The organism is Paenibacillus sp. GQ49 (assembly GCF_059759055.1).
Genome location: NZ_JCAXEL010000005.1, coordinates 1 through 14834 on the forward strand (window position 1 = coordinate 1; position 14834 = coordinate 14834).

9 protein-coding genes are annotated in these 14834 nt (G+C 44.2%); 8 read left to right on the plus strand and 1 reads right to left on the minus strand.

The features are described 5' to 3' along the window. The first annotated feature begins 215 nt into the window (after positions 1-215). The gene (locus AC6CIF_RS11410) at positions 216-2534 is read left to right on the plus strand and encodes a glycoside hydrolase family 95 protein (protein WP_498199704.1); all 2319 of its coding nucleotides are present in this window, start codon (positions 216-218) and stop codon (positions 2532-2534) included. Between the two features lie 117 nt (positions 2535-2651). On the opposite strand, the gene AC6CIF_RS11415 is transcribed toward AC6CIF_RS11410, so the two are convergent. After that, positions 2652-3503, minus strand: coding sequence for a helix-turn-helix domain-containing protein (locus tag AC6CIF_RS11415; RefSeq protein ID WP_498199705.1), 852 nt, complete (start codon positions 3501-3503; stop codon positions 2652-2654). Between the two features lie 159 nt (positions 3504-3662). Here AC6CIF_RS11415 and AC6CIF_RS11420 point away from each other — a divergent pair, with 159 nt between their 5' ends. From AC6CIF_RS11420 to AC6CIF_RS11450, 7 genes are all read left to right on the plus strand, one after another. Beyond that, entirely contained in the window at positions 3663-5645 is a 1983-nt protein-coding gene (locus tag AC6CIF_RS11420; RefSeq protein ID WP_498199706.1) for a hypothetical protein, read from the plus strand. A 101-nt stretch (positions 5646-5746) separates the two neighbouring features. Next, positions 5747-7333, plus strand: coding sequence for a response regulator (locus AC6CIF_RS11425; RefSeq protein WP_498199707.1), 1587 nt, complete (start codon positions 5747-5749; stop codon positions 7331-7333). Next, positions 7315-9054, plus strand: coding sequence for a sensor histidine kinase (locus tag AC6CIF_RS11430; RefSeq protein ID WP_498199708.1), 1740 nt, complete (start codon positions 7315-7317; stop codon positions 9052-9054). Before AC6CIF_RS11425 ends, AC6CIF_RS11430 begins: the two co-directional genes overlap by 19 nt. Positions 9055-9175: 121 nt before the next feature. Next, entirely contained in the window at positions 9176-10837 is a 1662-nt protein-coding gene (locus tag AC6CIF_RS11435) for an ABC transporter substrate-binding protein (protein ID WP_498199709.1), read from the plus strand. Positions 10838-10879: 42 nt separating this feature from the next. Then, entirely contained in the window at positions 10880-12556 is a 1677-nt protein-coding gene (locus AC6CIF_RS11440; protein ID WP_036671156.1) for an ABC transporter substrate-binding protein, read from the plus strand. A 321-nt stretch (positions 12557-12877) separates the two neighbouring features. Beyond that, positions 12878-13819, plus strand: coding sequence for an ABC transporter permease (locus AC6CIF_RS11445; protein WP_051153902.1), 942 nt, complete (start codon positions 12878-12880; stop codon positions 13817-13819). 15 nt (positions 13820-13834) lie between these two features. Then, positions 13835-14755 carry a carbohydrate ABC transporter permease gene (locus tag AC6CIF_RS11450; RefSeq protein WP_340935975.1) on the plus strand — a complete coding sequence of 307 codons (921 nt, stop codon included), beginning with the start codon at positions 13835-13837 and terminating at the stop codon, positions 14753-14755. Positions 14756-14834: the final 79 nt, after the last annotated feature.

The following is a 14834-nucleotide window of genomic DNA, read 5'->3' on the forward strand; positions in this document are numbered from 1 at the left end:
GCCAATAGATATGCATCCTTGCCCAGAACAAGAATTTGTACTGTCCGTTTCCGAATTTACGATTATACCTCTAATGCTGGGATAAGATTGTGATAATTCAAGTTAATTTTGTTCATTTAGATGTTGAAGAGATTACAGTACACTGAAAGAACATACAAACGGAACACACTTAACATGAAAAATGTGAGGAATTATAATTCGTTGGAGGTTTTAACGTGAAGACCAAAAATATCTGGTTTAATCAACCTGCTGGAACATGGGAAGAGGCATTACCTATCGGAAATGGAACTCTTGGAGGCATGATTTTTGGGAAAACACAGATCGAGAGAATTCAGCTTAATGAAGATAGTCTGTGGTATGGTGGTCCGATGCAGCGGAATAATCCTCAAGCACTTGAATCTTTATCTCAGATCAGAAGCCTGATTTTTGACGGTAAGATTAGGGAAGCAGAAGAACTCGCAGCAGATACTCTGGTAGGTGTTCCCGACGGGCAAAGACATTATGAGCCATTAGGGGACTTCTATATCGCTATGGATCACAGTGAACATGAACCAAATGAATATCAAAGACATCTCGATCTGGAACAGGGCAAGGTAAACGTGAATTATACCGCAGATCAATCCATTTACAGCCGAGAATATTTTGCCAGCTACCCGGATCAAGTGCTCGTTGTTCATCTCAAATCTAGCGTGCCTGGAAAGTTATCTTTCTCCACTGTTTTTGGCAGGGGAACCGTTCTGGAATCAACATCCTATTCAGATATTCTTAATCATCCTGTTGGTTTCCAATCCTATCTGGACCGGATCGAGAAGCGTGGAACGAATAACTTGATCATTCGGGGAAAAAGTGGGGGAGAAGAAGGAATCCGATTTTGTTGTGCGATTCGCCTTATATCTGAAGGGGGGCAGGTTCATTATTCAAGCGGTCAGCTTTCTCTGAAGCATGGTAATTCAGCGACTATTCTAATCACGGCTTGCACGGATTTCCGAGTACCCAAGGAACAACTCGAAGTGGAGTGCCTCCGCAGAATTGATGCTGCTTCCGCAAAACCATATAGCGAACTGCTCGCCGATCATGTCTCGGACTATCAATCCTTATTCGAAAAGATGGATATACATCTCGAAGATGAAAATAAAGATGTTGTATATTCCGAACTTCCAATCGATCAGCGCCTTGAGCGGCTTAGAGCTGGCAAGCATGATCCGGAACTGATGAGTCTATACTTTCAATTTGGTCGTTATCTGCTTATCTCAAGCAGTCGTCCAGGTTCTTTACCGGCAAACCTTCAAGGGATATGGAACAAAGACATGCTTCCTGTATGGGATAGCAAATATACGATTAATATTAATACACAGATGAACTACTGGCCTGCAGAAAGCTGCAATCTGTCTGAATGTCACGTTCCATTGTTTGATTTTATAGATCGACTGCAAGTCCGGGGAAAGGAAACCGCTAGAACCATGTATGGATGCAAGGGGTTCGTTGCTCATCACAATTCGGATATCTGGGCAGACGCTGCTCCGCAGGATGTATGCATGACATCGACGTTTTGGACCATGGGAGGAGCATGGCTTTCATTACATCTATGGGACCACTACGAATACAATAAAGATGTTCAATTTCTCAAAAAAGCTTACGCCACGATGAAAGATGCGGCTATGTTTATTCTGGATTATCTAATCGAGGATCCTTCCGGCAATTGGGTGATATGTCCTTCGTCCTCACCGGAAAATCGCTATATATTAGATAATGGAGAGTCGGGGGCTTTATGTTTTGGTGCTTCAATGGACAATCAGATTATTAGAGAACTCTTCACGCGTTGCATTGAAAGTACCCGAATATTGCAAGAAGATCAGGAATTTGGAGAATTACTTCGTAGTGCTTTAACCAAAATACCGGAGACCTCCATTGGCAAACATGGCCAGATCCAAGAGTGGAGTAACGATTATGATGAATTGGAACCTGGTCACAGACATATTTCCCATTTATTCGCTTTGCATCCTGGAACGCAAATTACGTTGCAATCAACGCCTGACCTGGCCAAGGCAGCTCGAGTAACACTCGACAGAAGACTGGAACACGGTGGTGGACACACAGGATGGAGCAGGGCGTGGATTCTCAACATGTGGGCACGATTAGAGGAGTCGGAACTTGCACACGATAACATCGTGGAACTTCTACGATCCTCCACGTTACCCAATCTGTTTTGTGACCATCCTCCATTTCAAATTGATGGGAACTTTGGAGGTACTGCAGGTATAGCAGAGATGCTTCTCCAGAGCCATAACGAAGTAATCAGATTGTTACCTGCTTTGCCGGCAGCGTGGCCAAAAGGATATATTCGTGGTATTCGGGCTCGGGGCGGATTTGAAATAGATCTGGAATGGGAAAATGGTCGTCTGTTAAATACCAGAATTCGTTCTATTGAAGAAACAAGAGTAACCGTGTCCTATCTGGACCAAAAAATAGAATTAACCTTTCCTGGCCCCAATGCTATGATTGAACTAAAAGGATACGACTGGAATAATCAATAAGAATTTACCGATTACCTGAGCGAATACCGGCTGACAAAATTGCCGGGTAAATTCGCTCTTTTTTTTGCTGAAATAAGATATAGGCAAAAGTTGGCGTGTTTTTGCTCAATGCAATGTTTAAAGAAGACTTCTATATTTAACAAATTTACCAGGTGAAGTGCCGACCTGCTTGGTGAAGCTGCGAATAAAATTGGCATAATCTCCAAAACCGGATTGATAACAGGCCTCTGTAATACTTAAACCTTCGATTAAATAAGATTTCGACAGCTCTATACGGCGACTAAGAATGTATGCTCGAATCGTGAGTCCGGTATGCTTTTTGAATTGTCGACTAATATAGCTGCTATTCGTGAACATAGCCTCTGACAATTGTTCGAGCGTCAGTTGCCTCGTCAGATTACATTCAATGTAATCCATCGTGTTTCGAACTAGTTCAGGCATAATATCCGTTGCAACAAAATCCGTATTTTGAAAAGTTAGATTCGTTAGAAGAAGTAGCTGTGTAATCAAAATATTCCCCAGAATATCCGCTCCATAGTCACTTGATGAGAGACACTGTTCAAGCTCGCCAGTTAATTGCAGCACTCGTTGAAGCTCTTCCTCTTCAAGATGTACGATATTACCCTTACCCTTGGGACGGTAGTCGAAACATGCGGATAAGTTGGTGCTTGAAGTAGACAAACGGTTCAGATATGACTTTTTCAGATTTATGGTAATTCTCTCATATTCGTTTTTGTCCAAGGCAAAGGAACGGTGCATCTCCTCCGGGCTAAGAACGAGCAGATCGCCACGTTGCAAATGGTAACAACGGTTCTCAATATAGAAGTTTACATTGCCACGAAGAAATATGTAAAGTTCATATGCATTATGCCGATGATAAAACGTTCCCATATTATACGTGGTGGTGCGATGAAGGTACAACAGCTCATTCTGGATTGGATCAAACAGGTATTCTGAATTCTCATTCATATCAGATATATGACCTCCTTGTCGTTTCGCGCAATAAATATAGCCGTTTGTGCAATGAAATTGCAGACGTGAACCTATAAAATGTAACCATCCTAGCATGATGGATACATAATTGCAAGCGTTTCCACTCAGGTGTGTACAACGCGATTGGAGGAAAAGATGGATCTGATTTTCACGGCTAGAAGTAGAGTGCAGGACAACGTAGAGTACACGGCATTGGACAAGCATGCTCTCAAGGCTGACGTAAAAGTGACAAGCGGGAACGGCAGTGCAGAAGACCCATGGCAAGCCGACATTCAGATTTACAACGAGGGCCAGAATGCCTGGGCAGGGGTTATTCATGTGGAAATGCCGTTGGACAAACAGAATCCGAGGTTTTTTTTGCCTGCATTTATGTATGGCCGCAACCGGGGCGAAGCACCTCAGAATGTTCCAAATGAGTTCCCCAGACTAAGGGAGGGGAGATCTTCTCGCCCTTCATCACCCTGGTGGATGGTAAGAAGTGATCGTCTGTCTCATCCAGCTGCACTTATCTATGATGAAGGTCGGATTGTTGGTCTAAGCGCAAGCCCCTACTGGATCAATACAGGAAACCAGAAGCAGCAATGGTATCCAGGAATGGAAGGAAACTTTGTGCAATATGGGGGATTCACATGTTCTATTGAAAAGGGTACGGTCGGATATACGTTGGGATATGAGAATGCTCCGTTGTTATTTATCAAATCCAGACTTGTTCATGAGCGAGCTGCCCTTGGAGAAAATTGTTTTGAACTTGCGGAAGGTGAATCGGTTCGGCTGACTCTTGAACTATATAACTACGAGTCTGAATCAGAACTGGGCATCAATTCTGCACTGGAAACAATCTATAAGAGGTATCACGAAAAACCAAGAGAAGGAAGTGACATTCAGACAACGGTAACGGATTTGTCCAATGCCATCTATGAGTATGCCTGGCTTCCGGAGGATCGTCATTATTCCACATTTGTATATGAAGATGCTGCTGAAACCAGTGGCTACCGATACAACAAAATTATCTCAATCAGTTGGACCAATGGTATGACCATCGCTGCACCAATGCTTATGGCCGCACTGCGCCTGAATAATGAGCCCATGCGACAGCAGGCGTTATCCTGCATTACCAATATTATCGAGAATGCGATGAATCCCGAATCCGGACTTCCGTATGACGCCTATCAGGATGGGATCTGGAGTGTTAAAGGCTGGTGGTTCGACGGCATGCGTACCCCAGGACATTCCTCTTACCTTGTAGCTCAAGCGATGTTCTACATTCTGAAAAGCTACGATTATGAGAAGCGCATTCGAAATGTGAGACACGATGATTGGCTTGCTTACGTCAAGCAAGTACTTGATCGTCTGGAGTGCACGAAAAATACGGATGGAGAATATCCCACTATTTTGTCAGAGCGGACAGGAGCGGGTCTTGAATATGATGCTTTTAGTGGGGTCTGGTGTCTTACTGCCAAGGCATATTACTGTTGGTTAACCCATGATGAATCTTCTCTGGAAGAGCTCAGACGAAGTGAATCCCACTATTATAATACCTATGTGCAACACATGGAATGTTACGGTGCTCCGTTGGATGCGGATAAAGCTGTTGATTCGGAAGGTATTCTGGCTTACATCAAAGCTGTTCGGTTTCTACACGCGTTGACTGGCGACGAGCTGTTTCTAGATCACATGAGAGATGCAATCAGCTATGAATTCAGTTTCAAATTTTGTTACAACTCACCTGTTAAGATTCCGCCGCTCAGTACACTAGGCTGGTCCAGTTCCGGGGGAAGTGTCACTTCAGTAGCTAATCCGCATATTCACCCCATGTCCAGCAATCTAGTGGATGAGCTGTTGTATTATGTTGGACAGCGGGAAGAGAATTATGTTCGTCAACGTATGATGGATACCATCGGGTGGGGGTGTCAGACCTATAATCGCTATGATCAAGAATTCGGCTATGGCAAAAAAGGGTGGATGTCTGAACGCTTCTGTCATTCGGAAGGACTAGTCACTGAAAAATATGCGGATGGTACACCAGCCAGCACCTGGTTTTGCCTGATGCCATGGGCCAGTGGATCGATCATTGAAGGCCTCGTTGGCGACTATTGGGATTATGCACGCCATGAATGAATTTATGTTGCACTAACTACAACAGTCACCATATTAGATGCCGCCGATAGGGAGACATGCTACCGGCGGTTTATTTTCGTTGGAGGAAAGGGGACACACGGATGTTAAAAGTATTACTGGTAGATGACGAGATGTATGTACGAAAGGGGCTGTATGAACTCATAAGCTGGATTGAACTTGATATGGAGATCATCGGAGAGGCAGAGAATGGTGTAGAGGCACTGAATCTGATTGAACGCCTGCAACCAGACGTGATTATTACAGATATCCGTATGCCAATCCTGGATGGCCTGGAACTGATACGTGCCGTAGAGAAAATGCCACATCTGGAACCTGTGTTCATTATCATCAGTGGTTATCATGACTTCAAATATGCACAGCAGGCAATCAGGTACGGTGTTCATGACTATATCCTGAAGCCTATTGATGATGAAGAACTGACGGCGACGTTGCAGAAGTCAGCTAATCTGATTTGCAATAAAAGAAAACATATTCTTTTGGCTGAGGGACAGGCCAGTAACATCATGCTGGAGGATGTGATCAAAGGCCATGTACAGAAGGAGGATGAACATCGATATGCCGAGATGCTTGGGATCAATCGTAACTCCAGTCTGCTCATGACTTTGATTGAACTTCAGACCGGATTAGATGCAATTAAAATTACGATTGAACAGCTACGTGAAGCAGTACATTCTCTGGAGAGTAATTTATGCAAAATGTTCATAAGTGAGCAACAACGCGGCACGTTTGCTTTATTACTGTTGTGGCCTGATCATCATCAAGGAGGCTCGGCGTTACAGGATAACCTGCATAATATTCATATAACACTGAGCAAAAGGTTCAACCTGGATATCGGTCTTTACGCAGGAACACTCGTCAAAGAAATTGGTGATGTCACACAATCCCTTATGGCGGCTGAAGAAGCAACCAAGCATAAATATGCTGAAACTGGTGGTGTCGTAAGTTATACGGAGATCAAGGACAAACCGCTGTTTGTTTTCAATGTATACCAGGACGAGGTGGATCAATTAATTTTGAGCCTGGAAGAGGGGAATAGACCTGCTTACCACAAGATTGTAGAAGAGAAATTCAAATTGTTTCATATGAATCGATTTTCTCCTCAAGCTGTATCGGGTTCTCTTTTGCGTTATATAACGGGTATTCTTGCTGTAGTCCACGAAATGGATGGTAATGATGAAGGGTTACAGCAACTGAAGGAGCTGGCACAACAAAGTCATGAAGGTTGGAATTTACGACTATTGAAAAATGCATTTCTCATCGCCTTGGAGGAAGCCGAGGATTATGTCTCTCATCTGCGGATGGAGCGATCCAAAGGAGATATCAGCAAGATCAAACGATATATTGATGCAAATTATACCGAGAACATCAATCTCAAAAGCATTGCTGCGCTCTTCTATATGAATCCCGTTTATCTTGGGCGGTTATTCCGCAAAAGCTACAATCAATACTTCAATGACTATCTGCTGAACCTGCGGATTCATGAAGCGAAGAAGTTATTGCGCCAGACGGATCTGAGAATGTACGAGGTTGCTGCACGCGTAGGATTTCAGAATGCGGATTATTTTGTAACCCAGTTTGAGAAATTGGTTAAGTTATCGCCTACAGAGTATCGCAATCTCCTTATGGCAAATGAGGAGCGAGGTGCACAATGCCAAGATGGAACCTGAATTACATGAAGCTTCGAGATAAGTTACTGCTCATGTATGTCTTATCTGTGTTTATTCCCATCGTTGTTACCAATGTGGTGTTCTACAATGTCACATCCGCCAATATTCGCAGTCAGAAAACGCGTGATGCCGGCATGGCCTTGAACAATCTGAAGAACGACCTGCGGGTAACCATTGATCAGGGCGTCGGCCTCTCTTATTCGTTATATACTGACCCTGTATTCAATGACACCATCTCCCGTTCATTTCAAAGTCATTTTGAGTATATTGACGCTTATAATTCCTATCTAAAAGGGCAATTCTCCGGTCAAATGAATCAGGGAATTCGCTGGTATCAAGTGTATACCGATAACTCTACCATTTTATCTTCCGGTTATATTGATCGTTTAACTGACGATGTCCGCAACTCGGACTGGTACGTTCAATTTCAGGCATACTCCGCCCCTTATCCGGCATTAATCTCATCGGATCAGATGTTAAGTCTGGTTCAAAGGCTCGACAATCTGGACACTGGGGGGAGAGAGCAGTTACTTAAAATTGACCTGAATATGGATATGATCAAGCAGTATTTCCACAACAGCGGATTTGATGGAAAAGTGTATCTTCTTGATCCGGGGGGACACATCCAATTTTCAAATGATCCTACAGCAGAAGAAGCTCAGATAGGGAAACGTTACAGCGATATCCAGTTTCCGAACAAAATGATTCCCTTTGAACTTACGTATACAGGTATTAACTATCTGGAAGGGTGGTCCCTACATGGAGTGATGGATGAAGAAATTGTGTTGAAGGAGGTGCGAAAGTCCCGTTCCTTCGTCGTATGGCTGGCTTGCATTAATTTTGTCCTGCCTTCTATTATCATCGCGGCGATGTCCAGATCCATCCATGTCAGGCTGGTGCGCATTCTGAAACATATGAAAAAAGTAAAAACACAAAATTTCCAGACGATTCCCCCTGAAGATGCAAGAGATGAAATAGGTCAACTCACGATGGAATTTAATCGAATGACCGAGACGATCCATAACCTGATTCATGAGGTATATCTCGCCGACATCCAAAAGAAAGACTTGGAGTTAAAGCAGCAGCAAGCACAGCTTCATGCGCTCCATAGTCAGATCAACCCACATTTTTTGTTTAATACGCTGGAGTCGGTACGTATGCGGAGCCTCATCAAAGGCGAGAAAGAGACTGCCAAAATCGTGCATAACATGGCCAAGATGTTTCGCAAGTCGATTAGTTGGAATCAGAATGATGTGACAGTGAAGGAAGAATTGGAACTCATTGAGAGTTTTTTGCAAATTCAAAAATACCGCTTTGGAGAAAAACTCCAATATACCATTGAGGCAGATCCTGCGGTACTGATGTACCGAATCCCCAAGATGGTTATCCTTCCCTTTGTTGAAAATGCAAGTATTCATGGAATTGAGTCATCTCCGGGTGTAGGCATCATTCAACTCTTTGTTTCAATGGAAAATGACCAGCTCCATATCAGACTAACGGATAACGGTATAGGGATGTCTCAAGCAAAATTGGAAGAGTTGTTAAGTTACCTGGATCATAACACCGATATGGGAGAGCATGTTGGCATGAAAAATGCGTATAGTCGCTTAAAACTTTGTTATAAAAATCACTTTACATTCGACATCCAGACATGGGAAGGAGAAGGTACGCGTATCCAAATTAAGCTTCCACTTGATCCATCAGCCATGCCGTGCGACTAAATACGAGGGATATACTTTTCAAAGTAGGAGGTACACTTTCATGGGTAACTTTGAAAGCGCTATCTTGGTATATTGAGAAGGCTTAAAGACACAAACAATACTTCAAGGGGGCATTTGCTACATGTTTAGAAAAAGAAACATTATAACAGGTCTGGCCATTTTACTGGCTGTAACCCTGGCAGGGTGTAATAAAGCCAGCCCGGAAGCCTCTTATCCTGACAGTAATGACAACACCCCGGTCACCTTTAAATATTTCACGTTTGGGGGTGGCAAGAAGGACATTCTGGCAAGCAGCACGACCATTGGCAAGAAGCTACAGGAACAAACAGGTGTTGACTGGAAGATGGAATATCTGGTCGGAGACGGTGCAACCAAGGCAGGAGTGATGATTGCGAGTGGGGATTACCCCGACATCATCGACTCCAGTGGTGAAATGGCCAAGTTGATGGATGCAGGATCTTTTATCCCGCTGGATGAACTGATCGATCAATACGGGCCTAACATCAAGCGGGTATACGGGCCTTATATGGACAAATTCAGACAGGAGGATGGAAAGATCTATTTCTTGCCATACACTGCCAACATCGGTTATGTGTCAGAGCCTAATTTTCAGACCGGCTTTTATATTCAGCGTGCTGTGTTAAAAGAGTTTAACTATCCCAAGATCAAAACACTGGACGAATATTTTGACTTGATTGAGCAATACAAGCAAAAGCATCCGCAGATCGATGGAAAAGAAACCATCGGCTTCGCCACACTTGCGGGTGAGTCGGGCAGCTTCTTCACCCTGCTAAATCCGGCTATGCATCTGGCAGGTTATCCAAACGATGGCAGTGTGATGGTGGATATGCAGAGTCATGAAGCCAAACTGGTAGCCGGATCAGATTATCAGAAACAATGGATTCAGAAGCTGAGCGAGGTTAACACACAGGGGATGTTTGATCCTGAATCCTTCACAATGAACCAGGATCAGTATCTCGCCAAGTTGACATCCGGTCGGGTGCTGGGATATTTCAGTTACTCCTGGCAGGTTGGAGACGCAACGAACAACCTCAAGAAGGCTGGTATTGACGATAAACGATACGTATCTCTACCAATCGTATTTGATGACAGTGTCAAAGACCAGTATGTGGACCCGCCAGGTTTTGTGAACAACTACGGTGTCGGAATTACCGTAAATGCCAAAGATCCTGTGCGAATTATTAAATATTTTGATAATTTGCTCAAGGAAGAAAACCAGATTCTGGTTCAATGGGGAATTGAGAACGAGACGTATAGTGTGAATGATGAGGGCCGCTTTTACTTTAAAAATGATGACCAACGCAAAGCACATGAAGATCCGGAATTAAGTCGTAAATTCGGCTTTGACTATTTTAATTACAGCTGGCCTCGTTACGGGAATAACTCCGTGCTGGAGGATGGCAACGCCTATGGACCGGGCAACCAACCAGAAGTGGCTACCTTTAGTTACACGGACGGTGACAAGCTGTTGTTAGAGGAATATGGTGTGGAGACATTCACAGAACTATTCAGCACACCGGATGAGCGTCCTTGGTCTCCTGCTTGGTCTATTGCACTGGAGCAGGGCTCTCCTGAACAGATTTTTATCACCAAGGCAGAAGACCTCCAGAAGAAATATTTACCCAAAATGATTATGGATTCGCCTTCCACTTTCGAGAACACATGGAATGAATATATGAGTCAATTGAATCAACTCGACAAGAAAACATACGAAGCTACGATAACACAGGCCGTTAAGGATCGTGTAGCTGGCAAATGGTGAGTGTAATCCATAAGAGAAAACACGGAACGGGGGAATATTCACATGTTAAAACCAAAATTTAGAACAGCAGGTTTAGCTGTATTACTAACAGCTTTGCTGGCTGGGTGCAGTCAGAACAGTTCGTCATCAGCGCCTTCAGCCACAGGTGATGATGAGAACAGTCCAGTCACGTTCTCGTATTACATGTTCTCTCCAGGCAAGAAGGATGTTCTGGCAAGCGAAACAACCATTGGTAAAGCGTTGCAAGAGCAGACGGGTGTGGACTGGAAGATGGAATATCTGGTAGGTGATAGTGCTACAAAAGCCGGTGTCATGATTGCCAGTGGAGACTATCCTGATGTCATTAGCTCCAGTGGTGAGATGTCCAAGTTGCTGGATGCCGGTGCCTATATTCCGCTGGATGATCTGATTGAGGAATACGGCCCTAATATCAAAAGGGTGTATGGACCATATTTCGATAAAATGAAAAATGCCGAAGACGGAAAAATCTATGCCCTGCCTTATACGGCTAATCAGGGTGAGTATTCAGGTAGTCCAAATGTTGGCGGAGGAGCTTTCTGGATTCAACGATCTGTACTCAAAGAGTTTGATTATCCCAAGATCACTACACTGGATGAATATTTTGATCTGATTCAGGATTACAAGGAAAAACATCCAACTGTCGACGGTGCAGAGACAATCGGATTTGTGTCACTTGCGGGTGTGGCTAATAACTTCTTCACACTGCAAAATCCAGCGATGCATCTTGCCGGTTATCCGAACGATGGCAGTGTCATGGTGGACATGACTACCCATGAAGCAAAAGTTGTCGCCGGAACAGATGCCCAGAAAAAATGGATTCAGAAGTTAAATGAGATCAATGCTCAAGGCATGCTTGATCCGGAATCCTTTACGATGAACAAAGACCAGTATTTGGCCAAGCTGACTTCGGGTCGTGTGTTAGGATACTTCAATTATGGCTGGCAGATTGGAGATGCTTCGAAAAACCTGCTCTCGGCAGGCATTGATGAGAAACGTTATGCACCACTTCCGATTGTGTTTGATGAAGGAATTAAGGATCAGTATGTTGATCCTCCGGGCTTTGTCAACAACTATGCAACAGGTATCTCGGTGAATGCCAAAGACCCTGTTCGTATCATCAAATATTTTGATAATTTGCTGAAGGAAGAGAATCAGGTTCTGGTGCAATGGGGAATCAAGGACGAAACGTACAGTGTGGATGAAAAGGGCCGATTCTATTATGCAAATGAAGATCAACGCAAGGCTCATGATGATCTGGAGCTCAGCCGTAAATTCGGGTTCACCTACTTTGGGACAGACTGGCCGAAATATGGCGGTGAATCTACACTAACCGATGGTAACGCTTATAGCCCTGGCAACCAGCCGGAAGTGGCCGCTGCATCTTACACCGAGGGAGACAAGAAGTTCCTCGAAGCCTACGGTATCCAAACCTTTAGTGAATTATTTAACAAACCGGAAGAGCGGCCATGGTTCCCCGCATGGTCCATCGCTCTTGAGCAAGGATCACCTGAACAGATCTTCACCACCAAATCGGATGATCTGCAACGTAAATACTTACCGGAAATGATCTTGGGAGCACCATCGAATTTTGATAAGCTGTGGGATGCCTACATGGCTGAATTGAACAAATTGGACAAAGCTGGTTATGAAGCGACCATTACCAAAGTTGTGAAGGATCGTGTTGCAGGAAAATGGTAACACAAACACTTTAAATGCGTGTTCAATAAGACCGGTTTTCAGTACCAAGAAGATGGGATGAAGCTAGAAATGGAGTAGCGGAGCGTAGGGAAAACTACGTGAGCAACGGACATTTCGGCTAAATTCCATATTCGATGCTGATGATGCCGCAAGGCGTCTTTCGTAATCAAAAGCGGACTTTTTGAACAACCTCTTTAAAATAAACTGTTACATGCGCAGGAGAAGATGACAGAGCATAAACTCTGGTTTCTCCTCGCATGAATAACAGCACAGGAAGGGAGCAGGTTCACCGTGGAGAAACCTAATGTCTCCCTTAACTCGATGCCTCCAGCCTCGAGTCCGAAGGGAACCAGAGCACACTCGTTCTTTAAGCGACTTGTGCAGCAACGAACGCTTGCCTGGATGTGTATTCCTTTTGTCATCTGGGCTTTTATCTTCAAGTACCTGCCGTTATGGGGATGGACCATGGCTTTTCAGAATTTCAAACCGGCGAGGTCCTTCTCCGATCAGCAGTGGGTCGGCTGGCATCATTTTAGTATCTTGTTTGAGGACAATACCTTCTACCGGGTGCTGCGAAACACACTCGTTATGAGTTCCATCAAACTGGTGTTGGGATTTGTGACAGCAATTACACTGGCCCTCTTGTTGAATGAGCTGAAGAATGTCATATTTAAACGTTTTGTGCAAACCGTCAGTTATCTGCCTCACTTTATCTCGTGGGTTGTTGCTTCCAGCATTGTATTAACAGTCCTGTCACCAGATGGAATTATCAATCTGCTGCTGATGAAGCTTCACCTGATTGACAGTCCTGTACTATGGATGGGGAAAGGTGAATACTTCTGGGGTATTCTGGGGGCAACTGAGGTCTGGAAAGATGTCGGTTGGAACACCATTATTTATCTGGCAGCAATTACGGCAATTGATCCGGCGCAATATGAGGCTGCCGAGATTGATGGAGCCAGTCGCTTCAAACGGATGTTATATATCACCCTGCCTGGCTTGAAACCGGTTATTGTCATCTTGTTGATCATGAACATGGGAAGTATTCTTGAATCCGGATTCGAACCACAATATCTGCTGGGTAACGGGATGAATATGGACTATTCGGAGAATCTGGACATCTTTGTACTGAAATATGGATTAGGGATGGGGAACTTTTCCTTAGGTACAGCAGCCGGCATATTCAAAACTGTGGTCAGCTTCATCTTCCTTTTCTCCGCGAACTATATAGCGAAAAAAATGGGAGAGAGCAGACTATTCTAAAAGGAGGCCTATGCCATGCGAAAAGGAAACACATCCCGCTTGCGGAATAGCAGCACCGGGGATCGAGCGTTTGACACCTTTAACATCATCTTCATGGTATGTCTGATGATTGTGACGATCTATCCCTTTGTTAATATGATTGCCGTATCCTTCAATAATGCAAACGATGCCATACGGGGTGGAATATATCTATGGCCTCGTGTATGGACACTGGACAACTACAAATACATTTTTGGCGAATCCGATATATATCACGCAACTCTGATCTCGGCGCTGCGTACGGTCATTGGAACCGTGGTGTCCGTCTTCTGTACAGCCATGCTCGCGTATACGGTTAGTCGTCAGGAATTTGTGCTGCGCAAGTTTGTTACGATGTTTTTTGTATTCACCATGTACTTTAGCGGAGGTTTGATCCCCGGTTATCTGCTGATTCGAGACCTTGGATTGATCGGTTCCTTCTGGGTATATATCATTCCGGGTGTAATCGGTGTCTTCAATATGATTGTCATTCGTTCTTTTATTGAAGGTCTTCCTGAAGGTATTCTGGAGTCAGCCCGTATTGACGGGGCAGGGGAGTTCACGACATTTATCCGCGTTGTCCTGCCGCTAACGATTCCCGCAATGGCAACCGTATCACTCTTTGTAGCTGTGGGACAATGGAATTCCTGGTTCGATGTATTCCTGTACAACTCTTCCAATAAAGAATTAAGCACATTGCAATATGAGTTGATGAAGATTCTGCAAACTTCGACAACCTCAGCGACTTCATCAGCGAGTGATGCTTATCAGTCTGCCGAGAGCAATGCAACGGCGGTCACACCAACCTCGATTCGAGCGACCATGACCATTATTGCAAGTGTTCCTATTCTGATGGTGTATCCGTTCTTACAAAAATACTTTGTACAGGGTATGACGATTGGCGGTGTGAAGGGTTAGTCATGACCTGAATAATTTCATAGAAGTATGAAAACGCAACAAACGGTACCGTAGTAACGTCTATTCATCCATAGAACAC

Bases quoted from the DNA above. Each gene is read 5' to 3' on its own strand.
- AC6CIF_RS11415 (WP_498199705.1), bottom strand. From the start codon at position 3,503: ATGAATGAGAATTCAGAATACCTGTTTGATCCAATCCAGAATGAGCTG.
- AC6CIF_RS11420 (WP_498199706.1), top strand. From the start codon at position 3,663: ATGGATCTGATTTTCACGGCTAGAAGTAGAGTGCAGGACAACGTAGAG.
- AC6CIF_RS11425 (WP_498199707.1), top strand. From the start codon at position 5,747: ATGTTAAAAGTATTACTGGTAGATGACGAGATGTATGTACGAAAGGGG.
- AC6CIF_RS11430 (WP_498199708.1), top strand. From the start codon at position 7,315: ATGCCAAGATGGAACCTGAATTACATGAAGCTTCGAGATAAGTTACTG.
- AC6CIF_RS11435 (WP_498199709.1), top strand. From the start codon at position 9,176: ATGTTTAGAAAAAGAAACATTATAACAGGTCTGGCCATTTTACTGGCT.
- AC6CIF_RS11440 (WP_036671156.1), top strand. From the start codon at position 10,880: ATGTTAAAACCAAAATTTAGAACAGCAGGTTTAGCTGTATTACTAACA.
- AC6CIF_RS11445 (WP_051153902.1), top strand. From the start codon at position 12,878: ATGCCTCCAGCCTCGAGTCCGAAGGGAACCAGAGCACACTCGTTCTTT.
- AC6CIF_RS11450 (WP_340935975.1), top strand. From the start codon at position 13,835: ATGCGAAAAGGAAACACATCCCGCTTGCGGAATAGCAGCACCGGGGAT.